The organism is Polycladomyces abyssicola, assembly GCF_018326425.1.
In the GTDB taxonomy this organism is placed as follows: Bacteria; Bacillota; Bacilli; order Thermoactinomycetales; family JIR-001; genus Polycladomyces; species Polycladomyces abyssicola.
Genome location: NZ_AP024601.1, coordinates 1687455 through 1704261, shown reverse-complemented (window position 1 = coordinate 1704261; position 16807 = coordinate 1687455). Strand labels below are relative to the sequence as shown.

Genomic DNA, 16807 nt, shown 5'->3' with positions numbered 1-16807 from the left:
CAAGGCCGCTTCGAACCGAGGGCGCTGGCCGCGGGCAAAGTACGCTTCGCCTCCAGGATTCAACAGACACGCCCTGGCTGAATCGTTTCCACCCTACTGAGTGCTCTATATTTTATTCCCGTCCGGACGATTGGCGAACAGCAGATACCCATTTTTCACACCAGGCGGAAATGATGGACACAATTGGGCTTTTGCCTGTACCGGGCACCTTTTGAGCGAATACCATGGGAGAGAGAAAGCAGGTGTTCGTGGTGATCACGATCCGGGGAGGGATGGAATGGCATGAAAGGAATTGTGTTGGCAGGCGGTACGGGTTCCTGTTTGTTTCCGTTGACCAAGGTAACAAACAAGCACCTGCTGCCGGTCGGACAATATCCGATGATCTATCATCCGATCTCCAAAATGGTCCAGTGTGGCATCCGTGATTTGTTGATCGTGACGGTTGTTGAGCACATGGGGGATGTGGTGCGCCTGTTGGGCAGCGGTACCGAATGGGGGGGACAGTTCATATACAAGGTGCAGGATCGACCCGGTGGAATCGCACAAGCGCTGGGGATGGCCGAAGAATTCGTCGATGGGGATCAGATGCTGGTCCTTTTGGCGGACAACATTTTCGAAGACGATTTGTCCCCTTATGTTCGCGCTTTCGAACACCAACCAGCAGGAGCCAAACTGCTGCTCAAAGAATTGGCCCACCCGGAGAGGTTTGGTGTGGCCGAGCTGAGCGGGGAGCGCATTATGTCCATCGAGGAGAAGCCGCGTGTTCCCAAAAGCCCTTATTGTGTGACAGGTATTTACCTGTATGATGCTCAGGTATTCGACTTCATCCGGGGTTTGTCCCCTTCCGCCCGAGGAGAATTGGAAATCACGGATGTGAACAACCTCTACATCCAACACAGTATCCTCACGTACGACATCCTGTGCGGATGGTGGACCGACGCTGGTATGCCCGCATCACTTTTGAGAGCCAACCAACTGTCCCAAGCAATCCAGTTGGATACTTGGTCCAAGGGGGACGGAACATGAGTCGAACCATATTGGTGACTGGAGGAGCTGGGTTTATCGGGAGTCATTATGTCCGTTATCTGATCCAGTATCACCCGGATGTGGAAGTGATCAACGCCGATGCATTACGTTACTCTGCCAACTTGCTCAATTTGGCGGAGGTTGCGAATCATCCCCGTTACCGGTTCGTTCATGTGGATTTGGCAGACCAAGCGGCGGTGGAGTGGCTGTTTCAGCGCAAAATCGACGAAGTGATTCATTTTGCTGCAGAATCGCATGTTGATCGCAGCATCGAAGGAGCGGAGGTGTTTATCCGGTCCAATATCATCGGTACGTACCACCTGTTGGAAGCGGTCAGAAAGGCCGGGGTTGAAAAAATGGTGCACATTTCCACTGACGAGGTGTATGGCAGTTTCCCTACAGGACGGGCACATGAACATTCCCCGCTTGTTCCCAGCAACCCGTATTCCGCCACCAAGGCCTCATCCGATCTCCTGTGTCAGTCTTATGTGAACACTCATGGATTGCCGGTGGTCATCACACGTTGCACCAACAATTACGGCCCCAACCAGCATCCCGAGAAACTGATCCCGTGCTTGATCCTATACGCCCTTGAGAACCGACCGCTCCCGATTTACGGCGACGGTTCCCAAGAACGCGACTGGATTCATGTGTGGGATCACTGTGTGGCCATCGATCGGGTCAGGCGGTACGGAAAAGCAGGGAAGGTGTATCACATTGGCGCCGAACACACCATCACCAATCTGGAGGTGGCCAGACAGATCTGTACCCTGCTCCGTAAACCTTATTCCTTGATCCAACATGTGAACGACCGACCCGGACACGATACCCGCTATTCGCTGGATACGTCAAAAACCCGTGAGGAGCTGGGATGGCAGCCGATGATCCCGTTTGATCGGGGGCTCAAAGAGACAGTTGATTGGTACCGCAGACGGCAGGATTGGTGGGAAGCTGTCCGTTCCAAGGCATATCGCCGTCCGATGGAAGGAGGGGAGTGGCGATGAACATCCTGGTAACGGGTGCGGGCGGACAATTGGGGCGTGATGTGGTCCGTGTATTGAGAGCACAGCATGAGGTGAAGGGATACAACCGCGCACAATGGGATGTGACCGATGAGGCCGTTACCTGGAAAATCCTCACGAGTACCCGGCCGGATATCGTGGTTCATTGTGCGGCCTATACCGATGTGGACCGCAGTCAGACTGATACGGTGGAGGCGCATCGGGTCAACGGACGAGCCACGAGGCAGCTGGCATCCGCTTGCGGCATCCTGGGAGCTCGTCTGGTGTATATCAGTACGGATTATGTGTTTGACGGCACGAAAAAGGACGGATACACGGAAATGGATCGTCCCCGTCCCATCAATGTATATGGTCGCACCAAACGGTTGGGTGAACGGTGGGTGCAAAGATGTTGTCCCCGGCACATGATCCTGCGCACCTCCTGGTTGTACGGAATGCATGGGCGCAACTTCGTGTCCGCCATTCTCTCCAAAGCAAAGGAGGGTGGACCGCTTCATGTGGTGAACGACCAACGGGGCTGTCCGACCTACACAAGACATTTGGCCCAAATGATCGAGCGGCTGATCCGCTTACAGGCGCAAGGGATCTTCCACACAGCTCATACGGGTTCCTGCACCTGGTACCAGCTGGCTGCAGCGATCCTGCAACACGCCGGGTATACCGACATTAACCTGCATCCCATCTCAACCGCATCATTGGGTCGTCCCGCTCCCCGTCCCGCGGTGTCCGTTTTGCACTCCGAACGCATTCTCAAACTGGGGCTTCCGCTTATGCCACATTGGCGAGAGGGATTGGCGGCTTATTTCCGGGATCGCAAGGAGGGGGAAGAGGCATGATCGACGGTGTGGTTTTTCAAAAGCTGGAAAAATATTGCGATGACCGCGGCACGTTTATGGAGATCGTGCGGGAAGACCAGCATTTGTTACGCCGGTTCGGGCAAATGTCGGTGTCGATGTCCTATCCGGGGGTGATCAAGGCGTTTCACTACCATCGAGAGCAGGACGACTTGTGGTATTTCGTCTCAGGCAATGCCCAGGTGGTGCTGCATGATCTTCGAGAATCGTCTTCTACCTATCGGGAGACGGATGTCTATTACATGGGAGAGGAGAATCCTTCCGTCCTGTTGATCCCCAAAGGCGTGGCCCACGGCTACCGCTTGCTGGGAATCCGACCGGCGGTGATCGTGTATTTGACGACCCATACTTACAATCGGGAACGACCGGATGAGGAGCGTTTACCCTGGAACGATCCTGACATCGGATTTGATTGGTCGACCCGTTTTCGGTAGGGCGTTGGCAAAGTATCCGCTTGATGGATAGAGCGTACACGCCTAAAGGAGGTGTTGCAATGGAGATTTGGATACTCCCCGATGCATCGTGGATGAACCGGGATGCTCTCCCGGCATTTCCCCCCGTCGGTCGAGATCGGGACGCTGTGCGCGTGACGCTGAAGGCGCTGGATGATTGGTTGCAAAAGGATCAACCGCCGGACACGGTTAACACCGCGCCGGTTCGCATCCATGTCCCTTACCGTCTGTGGGATCATCGGTTGATCCGGCGTTTGCGCAAGCGGCAACCACAGGCCGATTTCGTGTTTTACACGGCGGAACTGTCGAAGCACTTGCCGTTGCAGGAAATAGGCGACTGCTTGTGCGTTCCGTCTATTTATCTGCGCAACCAATACCGGAAACGACATGAACTTTCCAATCACGCGATTCGGATTTGTTATCCGGCCGTCTCCGCGGAGACTCCGCACCGCTGGAGTGAGGATGGCAGGGGTGTGAGGACGGCTATGCGCCATGAGCGAAGATGGCAGAAGCGGAACGTACTGTTAGTGGATGTCTCCCAAGCCACCAAAATGCAACGTTCGCTTCTGGAGAAGGAATTATCGGTTTCCCGCAATCAGCACCCATCGTTGGTGGTGCTTACATGGTTTCGCCCGCTGCCATTTGAAAAACGATGTCCGCTGTATCTCGCCGCCGATTGGTTATTGACCGTATCCTCATCCGCCCGGTCCCTGTCCCCGATGCATGCCGAGGCGATGGTAACCGGTCTGCCCGTTGTGACATTTGACCTGGGCGATCACGGGGAATGGGTCCGTCATGCGCACAACGGCTTGGTGCTGCATCTGGCACACTGGCGCACCGAATGGCGTCGGTATCTTGCCGAACTGTTGAGGGATCCGGGATGGTCCAGAGATCTCGGGAAAAATGCCCGTGCGATCGCTGAGCGGTATTTGATGCCGAAAACGGAAGGTGGGGCGTAAGTGGAACAAACACCGACTGCCACCATCATTATCCCTTCCCGCAACCAGCGGTATACCACGCTCCAATGTTTGCAATGCATTCGGCGGTACACCACATCCCCATTGGAGATCATCGTCGTGGACAACGGTTCGACAGACGGGCCGGTGGAAGCACTGGCCCGCATGCCGGGAGTTCGACTGATCCGCAACGATCACAACTGCGGTTTTGCGGCCGCGGCCAATCAAGGCATCCGATCCGCCAACGGCACCTATGGCACCTATATTGTATTGCTCAACAATGATACGTTACCTTCCCATCGATGGTTGGCAAACCTATTGACCGTTTTGCGGACCGATGCGCGAATCGGTTTGGTTGGTCCGTTGTCCAACCGGGTCATCCCGGAACAAAAGGTACGCATCCGGTTTCCCACAGCCAAAGCGATGCATGCGTTTTCCGGAAATTTCATCACAGAAGCAATCCGGCCAAATGGCGAACCTCCCTGCGATTGTCCGGTTTTTGCTTGGCGTTTCTTACCAGGTTGACAGAGCGAATCGGGTTGTTGGATGAACGGTTCGGTGTGGGCACATATGAAGATGACGATTATTGCTATCGAGCGCGACTGGCCGGTTATCGATGCGTCATCGCGGGAGATACGTCCGATGGTGATCAGGCGGTTGGGCTTCAGGGCAGCGACGGCTTGGCTCACTCTCTGGGATACACTCAATATGCCCAGCTCAGACATGTTCCCCAATACGGCCACGGTGGGTCGACTCCCACCGATCTCCTTCAGTACGCGCAATACCGCGATCATGGCGTTCGAATTGGCATTGTACGCATCGTTGATCAGCAGGTAGTCCCGGATGCCCCGTAGCCGCTGCAGCCGCATATACGGATGGCAGGGAAAGAATGGGGAATTCCAGTGGTATGGAACATCCAGGAAGTGATTCCGCAAAGCAACTCGACGAGGTCCAGCATCAACATCGTCAACACCTATGCCGACTGGATCCTCGGTTTATCGCAAACGGCACTGCGGCCTTTTCGGCAAGGAGGGGATGGTTTTCGGAAAACCGGTTGTTGCATTTGATTCCGGCGGATTACGGGAAATGATGGTCCAAACACACAATGAGTCCTTCTTGTTCCCAAGGAGGATGTGGCCGGGCTGACGCAAAAGGTGATCCGATTGCTAGACCACCCCGCTTGGTGCGATAACGTAGGCAAACAAAATCGCAAGAAGATCGAACGCTTTTTTGGTGCGGAACGATACCGCCAACAACTGGAAACGGTCTTTAGGTGTGACGGTGGGATTTCTGGTTCTCAGCATCATTGCGGCAACAACGGGTGATGGAAATGTGTTAAAAGCTTGTTATACGAGTATGCACATGCTGGCTAAAACGAGTGTCAGAGCTTCTACCATCGGCACAGTGGTAACGGGTATTCTTCTTTCTGTATTGACAAATTGGGGATTATTTCGTTTCCGATGGATTATTGTCAAAGAGTTATTAACCATTCTGTCGATCGGACTGGGCGTAGTGGGCATGTATTTCTGGACTTTAAAAGCCGCCTCTTTAACATCGACTGAAGGCTTGAATGCACTGCAAAATCCGACCTTTACCGTGAATAATTTTCAGCTTTGGATTGGGATCATCCTGCAAATCATTTCCTTGGCGGCGATGCTTGTCATCTCCATATTTAAACCATGGGGACCAAGGAAACAGCGAACAAAAGCGTAACCGATCACCGTCAAATTCAAATAGAAAATGATAATCGGGGGCGGGGGACCATTTCCGCCCCCGATCCTGCAATCGGAAAACGGTCACCCATCGCCAGATCCCGTAGAGGCCCAGTTCGCGCCGAAGGCCGCCCGGACCCTCGACATGATTGTAAAGCGAGGGGGTACGCACACCCAAGCGCACAGCCAGAGCTTCCAGCGATACTTGATGGAAGTCAAAGCGAATCGGCCAGTTCCGCCGCCACACATACTACTGCCGTCCGATCCAATCCGGCTTTCGACCCCACGGCTTGAGTGGAAATGGGCGGAAAAACCGATTGTATTGTACGATGATCTTGGTGATGATAATTAACAAACCATTTAAATAGTATTTAAATTAGTATCATTGTTTAATATTAAAATAAGTGTTATAATAAGGAATGTCAGATAATATGACATCATAGATAAGGAGAGCGAAGCGTGGAAGATACCGATTTTTGGTTACAGATCATTCGACGATTGGATCAAGGAGAAAGTCAAGCGTCCATTGCTCAATCATTGGGATGGACACGCGGACAGCTTCGTTATCGCTTAAGTCGCTTTCGAGAAAGCTACCAAGGAAGTTTGGAAGCGGCATCCGCTCCTGAAACGATTACTGCCCTTGAGAGGAAACATGTTCGTTTCTGGATGGATGAGTCTTGGACCCGGGATGGATTGCCCAATCGGGTCGTATTGATGGTCAAGGACCCCTGGACAGTATTTGCCTACTGGACAGTGGCACAGTGGCGAAAAGATTTAGTAAGTCGTCATTTTGAAAAGAGCTGGAGTCATCTCCCCCTGTTTCTCCGATTACATGATGTGACGGATCTCATATTCGATGGTGAGCATGCTCACTCCCGCCAGGAAATACAGGTTCATCCGGACGCTGATCACTGGTATTTTCGCAATGTTATACCAGGTCGTCGATATTTACTGGATTTCGGTACATACACTGACGAAGGCGTCTTTTTTACCATCTTGCGTTCCAATGTAGCAGGAACCCCTTCGCGTGATGTCCATCATGCCTTTCAACGTTTTGGGACGGTAAAGGTGCTGCATGCGGGGAGCCAAGGAGTGAAAGAACCGAAATGGGTGAATCGGTTTACGGGATATTCTTTGGTGGAAGAGGGGGAGGAAAAGTAGAGATGGCACAAGGGGTATTGGCGTTGATCCTGCATGCACATCTGCCGTATGTCCGTCATCCGGAGCGGGAAGATGCTTTGGAGGAGCGTTGGCTGTTTGAAGCGATAACGGAATCCTATATTCCCCTGTTGTCGATGTTTCAGCGATTGGCAAAAGAGAAAGTAGCCTTTCAATTAACCCTCTCACTCAGTCCCACCCTGTTGTCCATGTTATCAGATCCTCTGCTTCAAAAGCGCGCATTGCAACATCTGGATCGGTTGGTGGAGTTGGCGGATAAAGAGATGGTGCGCACTCGCAATCTGCCGGATTTCCATCGTCTCGCCAAAGCCTATCAAAAGCGATTTCAGGAAGTACGAGATTTTTACCTGCGGTATCGAGGTGACCTCATTCAGGCTTTCCGGGAATTGCGGGATTCGGGACATATTGAATTGATCACAACAGCGGCCACTCATGCCTTTCTTCCTCTGGTACTGACGGAGGAAGGGGTACGGGCACAAGTGCTGACGGGAATCCGGGAGTTTGAACGCCATTTTGGCGAGCGGCCACGCGGCATGTGGCTTCCGGAGTGCGGTTATTTTCCCGGACTGGACCGGTTGTTGGCAGAACAGGGGATCGGTTGGTTTGTCGTTGACTCCCATGGTGTGCAGCATGCGCATCCCCATCCGGATTTTGGGAGCTTTTCCCCAGTGGTTTTGCCGACGGGAGTAGCCGCCTTTTCCAGGGACACGGCCTGTTCCGAACAGGTATGGAGTTCCAAGACGGGCTACCCGGGAGATGTGGATTACCGGGAGTATTATCGCGATATCGGTTTTGATCTGGATCTGGAAACGATTGGACCATATATTCACCCGACGGGCATTCGACACAACACCGGAATCAAATATTATCGCATCACCGGAAAAGGTGATCACAAAGAACCGTACAATCCGCAGTGGGCACGGGAGAAAACCGCCGCGCATGCCGGGCATTTCCTTCATTTGTTGACCCAGCGGATCTGGGAAGGATCGGGTAGAACGGGACGTCAACCGATCATCACGGTTCCATTTGACGCCGAGTTGTTTGGACATTGGTGGTATGAAGGGCCTTTGTGGCTTGAGATGTTGCTGAAAAAGATGCACTACGATCAGGTTGTGGTAAAGACCACGACTCCTTCCGAATATTTATCCCTTTACACGGATTATCCGGAATGTCAGATGGACATGAGTACCTGGGGGCGCCACGGATATGCAGATGTATGGCTGCGGGAGGAAAATGACTGGATTTACCCGGCTTTGCACAAGGCGGAAGTTCGGATGAGTGAGCTGGCCAGCCGTTGGGCGGGGGAACAAGATCAGCTCATCCAGCGGGTGTTGAAGCAGGCGGTACGGGAACTGATGCTGGCGCAAAGCAGTGACTGGGCTTTTATCATGGACGGCAAAACCACCGTGAACTATGCGGTACAACGGACCAAGCATCATATTAACCGTTTTTGGAGCCTGGAGGAGATGTTGACATCCAATCAGGTGGACGAATCATTGTTGGAAACAGTGGAATCGTTGGATTCGCTGTTTCCGGACGTCGATATCGCCGCCTATCGGTATCGTCAGTCGCCTTCCGGGCAAGAGAGTAACAGAAATACCCCTCGGGTGTTGATGTTGTCATGGGAGTTTCCTCCGATGACGGTTGGCGGTTTGTCGCGTCACGTATATGATCTCTCACGCTATATGGTGAGATGTGGTTGGGAAGTACATGTCATTACCACGGAAGTGGAGGGAGCTCCCCATGAGGAGATCGTGGATGGAGTACATGTGCATCGGGTACATGTGGTACGTCCCTTTGGAGAAGGCTTTATCCATTGGGTTGCCCAACTGAACCTGATGATGGTGGATGCGGTGGAGCTCCTGATCAAAAGCGGTTATACCTTTGATGTGGTCCATGCCCATGATTGGCTGGTGGAGGAAGCGGCCACCACGATCAAACACCGCTGGGGAATTCCCATGATTGCCACCATCCATGCGACCGAGCATGGCCGCAACCACGGTATTCATACGGATTTGCAGCATAAAATCCATCATCGGGAATGGCGTCTCACTTATGAAGCACAACGGGTGATTGTATGCAGCCGTTATATGAAACAGGAAGTGGAGACGCTGTTCCAATTGCCGCAAGACAAATTGGATGTGATCCCCAACGGAGTCGACCCTGAGCAACTGGCACCGCCGAATTGGGGTGACGAAACCTTGGAACCTTTTGCGTTACCACATGAACGCGTGGTGCTGTTTATCGGACGACTGGTTCGAGAAAAAGGTGTGGATACACTGTTGACCGCAGCGGAAGATATATTGGCCCGCCACCCCGATGTCAAGTTTGTCATCGCCGGAAAAGGACCGATGATGGAGGAGTGGAAAAATAAAGCGCAACGGTTGGGTTACGGGGATAAGGTCTTGTTTGCCGGTTTTGTCTCAGACGAAGATCGCAACCGTTTGTTGCGGAACGCGGCAGTCACCGTTTTTCCCAGTCTGTATGAACCCTTTGGTATTGTCGCTTTGGAGGCGATGACTGCGGGGTCACCAGTCGTAGTGTCTGATGTGGGCGGTTTGGCGGATGTGGTGGAACACGGACAAAACGGTCTCAAGATGTATGCAGGAGATGCCCGGTCCTTGGCGACACAAGTGAACGTGCTGCTGGATGATCCGGTATGGGCGCAACAGTTGGCGGAAGCGGGACGGCAATCCGTAAAACAATATGATTGGAGCCGGATTGCCCAACAGACGATAACGGTATATCAACGTGTTCTCGGGAAAATGTCCCATCATGATCATACAGAGGAGATCCTGGTCCCCAGTCTTACGAAGTAGGTTCACGCTTCTGCTTCAACAGAGAAAAAAGGGTCAAGAGAGGAGAAAACATCCGTGAAAGCAGTCATTATGGCCGGAGGAAAAGGAACCCGATTGCGTCCGTTAACGAGTCGTTTACCCAAACCGATGGTACCACTCCTGAGCAAACCCTGTATGGAATATATCATTGAATTGCTCAAACGATATGGTATCACTGAGATAGCAGTCACAGTCCAATATTTACCCCAGGTGATTCAGTGTTATTTTGGCGATGGCTCAGACTATGGAGTGCAACTCCATTATTATGAAGAAACTTTGCCGTTGGGGACGGCCGGCAGCGTAAAAAATGCCGCTGACTTTTTGGATGATACATTTATTGTGATCAGCGGAGATGCACTGACGGACTTCAATCTGGATCAAGCCATTTCCTTTCATCAACAAAAGGGTGGACTGGGTACCCTTGTATTGCATCAAGTAGACAATCCTTTGGAGTTTGGCGTCGTGATGACCGACGAAACAGGCCGGATCATCCGCTTTTTGGAGAAGCCGAGTTGGAGCGAGGTTTTCAGTGATACCGTCAATACAGGGATTTACGTCTTGGAGCCGGAAATTTTGTCCTTTTTTGATCATGGGCAGGTCTTTGACTTCAGTAAGGACTTGTTTCCCATGGTGATGGAAAGAGGGCATAGCCTGTACGGTTACGTGGCGGAAGGGTATTGGTCGGATATCGGCAATCTGGCTCAATATCGTAAAACACAGCTGGATATACTGGCAGGTCAGGTTCAGGTTCAAATTCCCGGCAGAGAAGTACAACCGGGGATTTGGATGGGGAACGGATGTCAGGTGTCTCCCACCGCCAAACTGGAGGCGCCGGTATTTCTCGGTGATGGAAGTGTCATTGAATCCCATGCTCAGGTAGGTCCTTATACTGTTATCGGAAAGTACAACCGGGTGGGAAAAAGTGCGGAAGTGGTACGTTCGGTAGTATGGAACCGGACGCATATCGATCAAGCTGTTGCGATGACAGATGCCACCGTCACACATGATGTCCGAATTGGGGCAGGTGCTCAGTTGGCAGAGGATGTGGTGGTGGGAGAAAAAAGCCGGATCGGTGAAAAAGCCTGGCTGCGGAGCGGAGTGAAGGTATGGCCGGAGAAACAGGTGGCCCCCGCTGCAATTCTGGACTCCTCTCTGATCCGGGAATCTGAGGTGCGGGCTTCCTTGTTTGGATCGGATGGCGTGAGCGGAATTGCCAATGTGGAAATGACACCGGAAAAAGTAACGAAAATCATCACCGCTTATGCTTCGTTATTAAAGCCGGGGAGCCACGTATTTTTGGCTTGGGATGGGGATCCTTACGCCGAAATTTTGGCCCGTGGGGTGACGGCAAGCTTGTTGGCCTCAGGCCATTGTGTACAAGATGCGGGATGTGTCCCTGCTCCTGTAGCCCGCTATGGAGTGAGAAGATTGGGTTGTGCAGGAGGAGTATACCTCCATCGAAGTGGCTTGGGGACGGAAGGCCGGATGGTGCTCCAGTTTTTTGATGGCGATGGACTCCCTCTCGATAAGGGGTGGGAGCGGAAAATCGAGAATGCTTGGATGCTAGAAGAAGCTTTGCGTCCAGCCCCGGAAGGTTGTGGCTCATGGGAAACGCAACCCCATTTGGTTGAGCTATACCAACGCGAAGCATTGCAAGGCATCGACACAACTGATATCCGGAAACGCGGTTTCAAAGTGGTACTCGATGTGGCCAATCCGATGTTGTTCTCGGTGGTACATCCATTGCTGACTGCATTGGGATGCCGTGTGCTGACGGTAATTGGCGGTAACGGTCAGCTTCAGCAGGAAGTAAAAGACAACCGGGCCGATTTGGGCATACACATAGAGGGAGACGGGCAAAACTTTGTTCTGTATACGGAAGAAGGAACTCCTCTTTCGCAGGCGGAATCCATGCTGTTGCAAATGATGGCTGCCATCAATCGCCAGTCGACGATTCCTGTTCCGGTAAACACTCCTTCGGTATGGGAGCAGTGGTTGGAACAAATAGGCGTACAAACGGTTCGCACCACAACCTCACCTCGTTCCCTGTTGGCGGCGGGCCAAGGGCAAAGTCTGCAAGTCTTCTGTGATGCTGTCTATACGTTGGTCACGTTGCTGGAAGTTTGTGCGGTGCAGAAGAAATCGCTGCATCAGCTTCTGGATGAATTGCCTCCCGTTCATTTGCGCAAGGAGCAAGTTCCTTGTCCCGTTGCAGCCAAAGGAAAAGTCATGCGCCGACTGATGGAGGAAATAAAGGAACGGCCTCTGGAGTTGATCGATGGGATCAAAGTATTGATGGAAAACGGCTGGGCCTTGATTCTACCTGATGAAACCCAGGCCCATTTTCAAGTGATGGCACAAGGGAATACGGAACAGGACGCTCAAGATCTTATCACGATGTATAAAGACAAGATTTCGTCTCATAAATAAGCGAGCTGGATGAAAGCGAGTATGGGACGTGGGAGGGCTTCAGCCCTCCCACAATTTTGAGAAGCCCACGAGACCAGAGGGAGTGTCTATGGTGCTTTAGCCGTGAAGCCAGTCACCAAAGTGAGGTCGCTGATCCTGAGCAGCGGCCTTTTCTTTTTTACACAGTCGGAATGGGTGACTTGGTTGTGACAGGTTTTCATTGGGGGACGTAATATTAAGTAAACGGTTTCATCTTACGACGACATGTCCATAATGGAGGGGGAAGAGAGGTGTCCAAGTTGAAACGGTTGCATCAAGTACTCGACACCATGCGGCTGCCCAACGGCGCCTATATCGCCAGCCCTTCCGATGATTACTCCTATGTGTGGATCCGGGATGTAGGGTATACTGTGTTACCCTATTTGACTACCCCCTGTAACCGTTACGAGAAAGCCATGCACGCCCTGCTGGATCTTTTTCGGAGATATGAATGGAAAATCGACATTCATACGCAGCGCAAGCCTGTTCATCTTTATGAATATATTCACGCCAGGTATGACAAGGATTTGACGGAAATCAAGGAACCTTGGGGTCATGCTCAAAATGATGCCATCGGTTTGTTTATATGGAATATAGCACAAGGAATACGTCACAGAAAGGCCGTCTTGCGGGATGAAAAGGATCGCGAGATATTACAGAAGTTGGTTTGGTATTTAGCCTGTGTCGAATATTGGGATCACCCGGATAACGGCATGTGGGAAGAAAATAGGGAGGTGCATGCTTCCAGTGTCGGAGCGGTCGTGGCCGGGTTACAAGCGATTCGCTTGCTGGTCGATGTACCGGAGGACTTGATTCGAAAGGGTCAGCAAACGTTGTCCTTGATATTGCCAAGGGAAAGTATCACAAAGGAAACAGATCTGGCCCTCCTTTCTCTCATCTACCCGTATCAAGTGGTAGAAAGGGGGATGGCACAGCGCATCTTGAAAAATGTGACAACCAAGTTGGAACGGACGTATGGGTGCATCCGATATGAAGGAGACCAGTACTACAACCACGGTAAAGAGGCTGAGTGGTGTTTTGGTTTTCCGTGGCTAGGGTTGTGTCATGCGGTTCTGGGTAACCGGCAGCAAGCGCAAGAATACTGGCAAAAGACGTTGTATCTGTTGCCGGATGACGGGCGTATGCCGGAGCTGTACATCGGTGGGACCAACCGACCCAACGGAAACACTCCTTTAGCTTGGGCAGTGGCGATGGTCTTGTTGCTGAAGCAACATATGTCAGCTGCAGGAGAGGAATCCTCCGAAGCAGCAGCGGGCTGAGCTGATGTATCTGCGTATGTTTCATAACGGAGAATATGAACAGAGGATAACCAAGACAAAAAACCTGTCCTTTCAAGGCAGGTTTTTGTCTTGGTACCAGTAATGGGTTGTCCGCCTGATTTTCAGGTACCCTTTATAAAGGTAATTTGACGATGAAGGTTGTCCCCTGACCTGGGCAGCTTCAATTGTTCCGTTGTGGGCCAACACGAATTCCTTGGCAAACGCGAGTCCTAGTCCCATTCCGCCGCGGTTACGTGTACGTGCTTCATCCGTCCGATAAAAACGGTCAAAGAGGAATGGGAGATGTTCAGGTTCGATTCCGATTCCGGTGTCGGTAATCGTAATCCGCAGAAAACCGCTCTCACCATTTCGCGCTGTTTCCTCCTCACGGTTCCGCCCGAGGGGGTATAGCGTACGGCATTGACGATCAAGTTGAGGAAAACTTGTGTCATTCGATTCGGGTCGACATGGATCGTGGGCGTGTCGGTAGAGCAAGTAAGCGTGATTTCAATTCCTTTCCGCTCGGCGTCGGGGTTGATTCGGTCTATGATCCGTCGCAGCAGAGCAGGAATATGCATCGGTTTTCCTTCGAGCGGCAGTTTTTTCGCCTCAGCGAGCGATAATTGGTGAAGATCGTCTACGAGGCGGGTTAAGCGGATCAGTTCATCCTGCAGCGGAAGCAAGCTCTCTGGCTCAATAGGCCGACCGCTCTGTTGGACAAGATCCAGTTTGCCCCGAATGATCGTTAACGGTGTCCGCAGTTCATGCGCAACATCCGCCACCAGATTTCTCCGGACATTCTCGGCAAGTTGCAGCTGTTCGGACATCTCGTTGAACGCTTTCGCGACTTTTCCGTATTCATCCTTGGTCACGACAGGAGCTTGAATCCCGAATTCACCTTTTCCCAATCGATCAATAGCGGGAATCAACATCCTGAGCGGTGCAGTCAACCGCTTGGATAACCAATAGGCGATCAGGAGTGAGAGCAGGATGAAAACGGTCGCACCTGCGAGCAGCAAGAACGTCACCGAATCGAGGATCCCAGTCCGCAATCTTGAGATGTAGGCGACTTCCGGGTCGTAATAGTACAAGAAAGCGACTGTTTCCCCACCCATCCGCACGTTGCTTCTGATGCCAAACATGGTGACCGATCGATAGCTGGCATTACCGGCGACACACAACAGCCTTTGTTCCCTGGACAATAACACGAAACTCGTATCCCGATGGCTGTTCCAAAATTGTTTGCTCACATGGACTTGCGTACACCGTCCCAAGAACGGTTATTTTTTTCGTAGTAGCCGGCAAACAGGTGGGTCAACCCCTCTATTTCTTTTCTTCTGGTTGTCTCCACCATCAGTTCAAGAGAATCCCTTACAACAATTTGAGTTACGAAGGCGTATATCAAACTCATCGCCACAATAAATGATGCCATGGTAACAAACAACTTGCGACTGACGCTCATAACCGGTCACCGAACCGATAGCCGAATCCATAGACGGTTTGTATGTAGACGGGGTCCGACGGATCGTCTTCAATTTTTTTACGTATACGGCTGATATGGGCATCCACCGTGCGCTCGTCATTCAGTATACCGTCTTCCAATGTCTCCAAAAGCTGCAGCCGGCTGTATACAACACCTGGTTTAGCGGCCAATGTCAGCAGGAGTTTGAACTCTGTCGGCGTAAGCGGAATCTTGCCCTCGTTTCCATACACGGCACTGTGATTCGGAAATCAAAAGTTCACCGCGCTGTATCTGATGCTCAGCAATTTCTTGCCCTTCAATACGGCGTAGTACGGAGCGGATCCGGGCTACCAGTTCACGCAAGGAAAAGGTTTCGTGATGTAGTCGTCCGCGCCGACTTCCAGTCCGATGATTTTGTCGGTTTCATCCGTTCTTGCCGTCACCATAATAATGCCCATACGGCTCATCTTGCGAAGTTCCCGGCATACTTCAATGCCGCTCATCTCCGGGAGCATCCAGTCAAGTACGACAAGAGAGGGGTTCTTCTCTTTAGCTTTCTGCAGGGCGTCTTTTCCCGTTTTTGCTGTTATAATTTGAAACCCTTCCTGGCGCAGAAATGGCTCCATAAATTCGAGCACTTTTTCTTCGTCATCCACCAGAAGCAATGTGTGTGCCATCATCTTTCACTCCCTTCACACAGTCCGCTCTCTCAAATTATAACGCTGTCTCCGTTTGTTTCCGCAAACGTTCATCGGACCCGTAACAGTTCGTCATAAGTTCACAACATCATGCTGTTAGTATGTGCATAGGTCGTGTGGTGGGAGAGAGGCGATCAGAATGAAGGCGATCATTCGTACTTACCCTGAATGTTTGATCGTGTCATTGTGATTTGGGACCTCCCGCTGATATCCGCATTCGTGTGCGCAGGATATGGGTATCTGACGCTGATCGAGATAGTCATTACATCCTTGAAAGACGAGCTATAAACAAAAAAACGAGGAGGTAAACTATGAAGAAACAACAAATTGCGTTTGCGTCAGTCTGACGAACTTATGGGTGTTGATGATCTTTTTTGGCGCCATTTTGTTCGAGACATTGATCATATATCCTGATATTTTCCATGATGTCCCTCGTTCACTCCAAACCGCGAAGGCGTTCATGGTGATCAGAGGTCCACATGACTTTTTCCTGCCCGTCGGTATGCTTGCGATGCTTACAGGCATTGGATCCTTGATCTTGAATTGGCGTGTGAAGTCTTCTCGCTACTGGATCTTGGGCAGTTTGATGATCATTTTTGCAGGGGAATTCCTGTTTTCGATGGCTTTTTTCTGGCCTAGAAACACGATCATGTTTGAAGAGGGGACAGCGGTCCATTCCGTTGCTTATCTCAAGCAGACTGCTCAATCGTTTCAGATGGGACATTGGTTGAGGGTTACCCTGAGCGCAGCAGATTCAGCATTGTCATTCATGGGGTTCTTGAAGATCTACTATCACAGAATCACGTCTCGGGATGCAAGCAAGTGACGGAAGCGGATCCCCGCAACACGTCGCAAGATTACTCGGAGTTGCGGTCAGAGAT

General features: G+C 51.6%; 15 protein-coding genes and 2 pseudogenes. 12 read left to right on the top strand and 5 right to left on the bottom strand.

The features are described 5' to 3' along the window. Positions 1-282 precede the first annotated feature (282 nt). The 6 genes from KI215_RS08550 to KI215_RS08525 are packed head-to-tail and all read left to right on the top strand — an operon-like array spanning position 283 to position 4835. Entirely contained in the window at positions 283-1026 is a 744-nt protein-coding gene (locus tag KI215_RS08550; protein WP_212772344.1) for a sugar phosphate nucleotidyltransferase, read from the top strand. After that, a complete protein-coding gene (rfbB, locus tag KI215_RS08545) occupies positions 1023-2030 on the top strand; it encodes a dTDP-glucose 4,6-dehydratase (protein WP_212772343.1) in 1008 nt (335 codons plus the stop codon). Before KI215_RS08550 ends, rfbB begins: the two co-directional genes overlap by 4 nt. Continuing rightward, positions 2027-2884: a dTDP-4-dehydrorhamnose reductase gene (gene rfbD / locus KI215_RS08540; protein WP_212772342.1), complete on the top strand. Its 858-nt coding sequence runs from the start codon at positions 2027-2029 to the stop codon at positions 2882-2884. The genes rfbB and rfbD overlap by 4 nt, the downstream gene beginning before the upstream one ends. Beyond that, a complete protein-coding gene (locus KI215_RS08535) occupies positions 2881-3336 on the top strand; it encodes a dTDP-4-dehydrorhamnose 3,5-epimerase family protein (RefSeq protein ID WP_212772341.1) in 456 nt (151 codons plus the stop codon). The genes rfbD and KI215_RS08535 overlap by 4 nt, the downstream gene beginning before the upstream one ends. Positions 3337-3395: 59 nt before the next feature. Next, on the top strand, positions 3396-4313 hold the full coding sequence (locus KI215_RS08530; RefSeq protein WP_212772340.1) for a glycosyltransferase: 918 nt from the start codon (positions 3396-3398) through the stop codon (positions 4311-4313). Continuing rightward, complete coding sequence (locus tag KI215_RS08525) at positions 4314-4835, top strand: glycosyltransferase family 2 protein (protein ID WP_212772339.1); 522 nt, start codon at positions 4314-4316, stop codon at positions 4833-4835. A gap of 173 nt (positions 4836-5008) precedes the next feature. Here the strand turns inward: KI215_RS08525 and KI215_RS16310 are convergent. Continuing rightward, positions 5009-5179: pseudogene (locus KI215_RS16310) on the bottom strand (glutamate ligase domain-containing protein); the annotation flags it as partial. A gap of 364 nt (positions 5180-5543) precedes the next feature. Here KI215_RS16310 and KI215_RS08515 point away from each other — a divergent pair. From KI215_RS08515 to KI215_RS08495, 5 genes are all read left to right on the top strand, one after another. Next, on the top strand, positions 5544-6023 hold the full coding sequence (locus tag KI215_RS08515; protein WP_246512292.1) for a hypothetical protein: 480 nt from the start codon (positions 5544-5546) through the stop codon (positions 6021-6023). A gap of 458 nt (positions 6024-6481) precedes the next feature. Beyond that, entirely contained in the window at positions 6482-7183 is a 702-nt protein-coding gene (locus KI215_RS08510; protein ID WP_212772337.1) for a DUF4912 domain-containing protein, read from the top strand. Positions 7184-7185: 2 nt separating this feature from the next. Further along, positions 7186-10020: a 1,4-alpha-glucan branching protein domain-containing protein gene (locus KI215_RS08505; protein WP_212772336.1), complete on the top strand. Its 2835-nt coding sequence runs from the start codon at positions 7186-7188 to the stop codon at positions 10018-10020. 54 nt (positions 10021-10074) lie between these two features. Continuing rightward, a complete protein-coding gene (locus KI215_RS08500) occupies positions 10075-12468 on the top strand; it encodes a sugar phosphate nucleotidyltransferase (protein WP_212772335.1) in 2394 nt (797 codons plus the stop codon). Positions 12469-12776: 308 nt separating this feature from the next. Next, entirely contained in the window at positions 12777-13766 is a 990-nt protein-coding gene (locus KI215_RS08495; protein ID WP_212775134.1) for a glycoside hydrolase family 15 protein, read from the top strand. Between the two features lie 72 nt (positions 13767-13838). Here KI215_RS08495 and KI215_RS15950 read toward each other — a convergent pair whose 3' ends face one another. From KI215_RS15950 to KI215_RS08485, 4 genes and pseudogenes are all read right to left on the bottom strand, one after another. Further along, a complete protein-coding gene (locus tag KI215_RS15950; RefSeq protein WP_246512291.1) occupies positions 13839-14084 on the bottom strand; it encodes an ATP-binding protein in 246 nt (81 codons plus the stop codon). Further along, positions 13997-14974 carry a histidine kinase dimerization/phospho-acceptor domain-containing protein gene (locus tag KI215_RS08490; protein WP_246512064.1) on the bottom strand — a complete coding sequence of 326 codons (978 nt, stop codon included), beginning with the start codon at positions 14972-14974 and terminating at the stop codon, positions 13997-13999. The genes KI215_RS15950 and KI215_RS08490 overlap by 88 nt, the downstream gene beginning before the upstream one ends. 38 nt (positions 14975-15012) lie before the next feature. Beyond that, complete coding sequence (locus tag KI215_RS15945) at positions 15013-15228, bottom strand: hypothetical protein (RefSeq protein ID WP_246512063.1); 216 nt, start codon at positions 15226-15228, stop codon at positions 15013-15015. Further along, positions 15225-15905, bottom strand: a pseudogene (locus KI215_RS08485) (response regulator transcription factor). The gene KI215_RS15945 and the pseudogene KI215_RS08485 overlap by 4 nt, the downstream one beginning before the upstream one ends. Before the next feature lie 559 nt (positions 15906-16464). Between KI215_RS08485 and KI215_RS08480 the strand changes: the two are divergent. Beyond that, positions 16465-16752, top strand: coding sequence for a hypothetical protein (locus KI215_RS08480; RefSeq protein ID WP_212772334.1), 288 nt, complete (start codon positions 16465-16467; stop codon positions 16750-16752). Positions 16753-16807: the final 55 nt, after the last annotated feature.

Coding starts and splice junctions, on each gene's coding strand:
- KI215_RS08550 (WP_212772344.1), top strand. CDS start 283: ATGAAAGGAATTGTGTTGGCAGGCGGTACGGGTTCCTGTTTGTTTCCG.
- rfbB (WP_212772343.1), top strand. CDS start 1,023: ATGAGTCGAACCATATTGGTGACTGGAGGAGCTGGGTTTATCGGGAGT.
- rfbD (WP_212772342.1), top strand. CDS start 2,027: ATGAACATCCTGGTAACGGGTGCGGGCGGACAATTGGGGCGTGATGTG.
- KI215_RS08535 (WP_212772341.1), top strand. CDS start 2,881: ATGATCGACGGTGTGGTTTTTCAAAAGCTGGAAAAATATTGCGATGAC.
- KI215_RS08530 (WP_212772340.1), top strand. CDS start 3,396: ATGGAGATTTGGATACTCCCCGATGCATCGTGGATGAACCGGGATGCT.
- KI215_RS08505 (WP_212772336.1), top strand. CDS start 7,186: ATGGCACAAGGGGTATTGGCGTTGATCCTGCATGCACATCTGCCGTAT.
- KI215_RS08495 (WP_212775134.1), top strand. CDS start 12,777: ATGCGGCTGCCCAACGGCGCCTATATCGCCAGCCCTTCCGATGATTAC.
- KI215_RS15945 (WP_246512063.1), bottom strand. CDS start 15,228: ATGAGCGTCAGTCGCAAGTTGTTTGTTACCATGGCATCATTTATTGTG.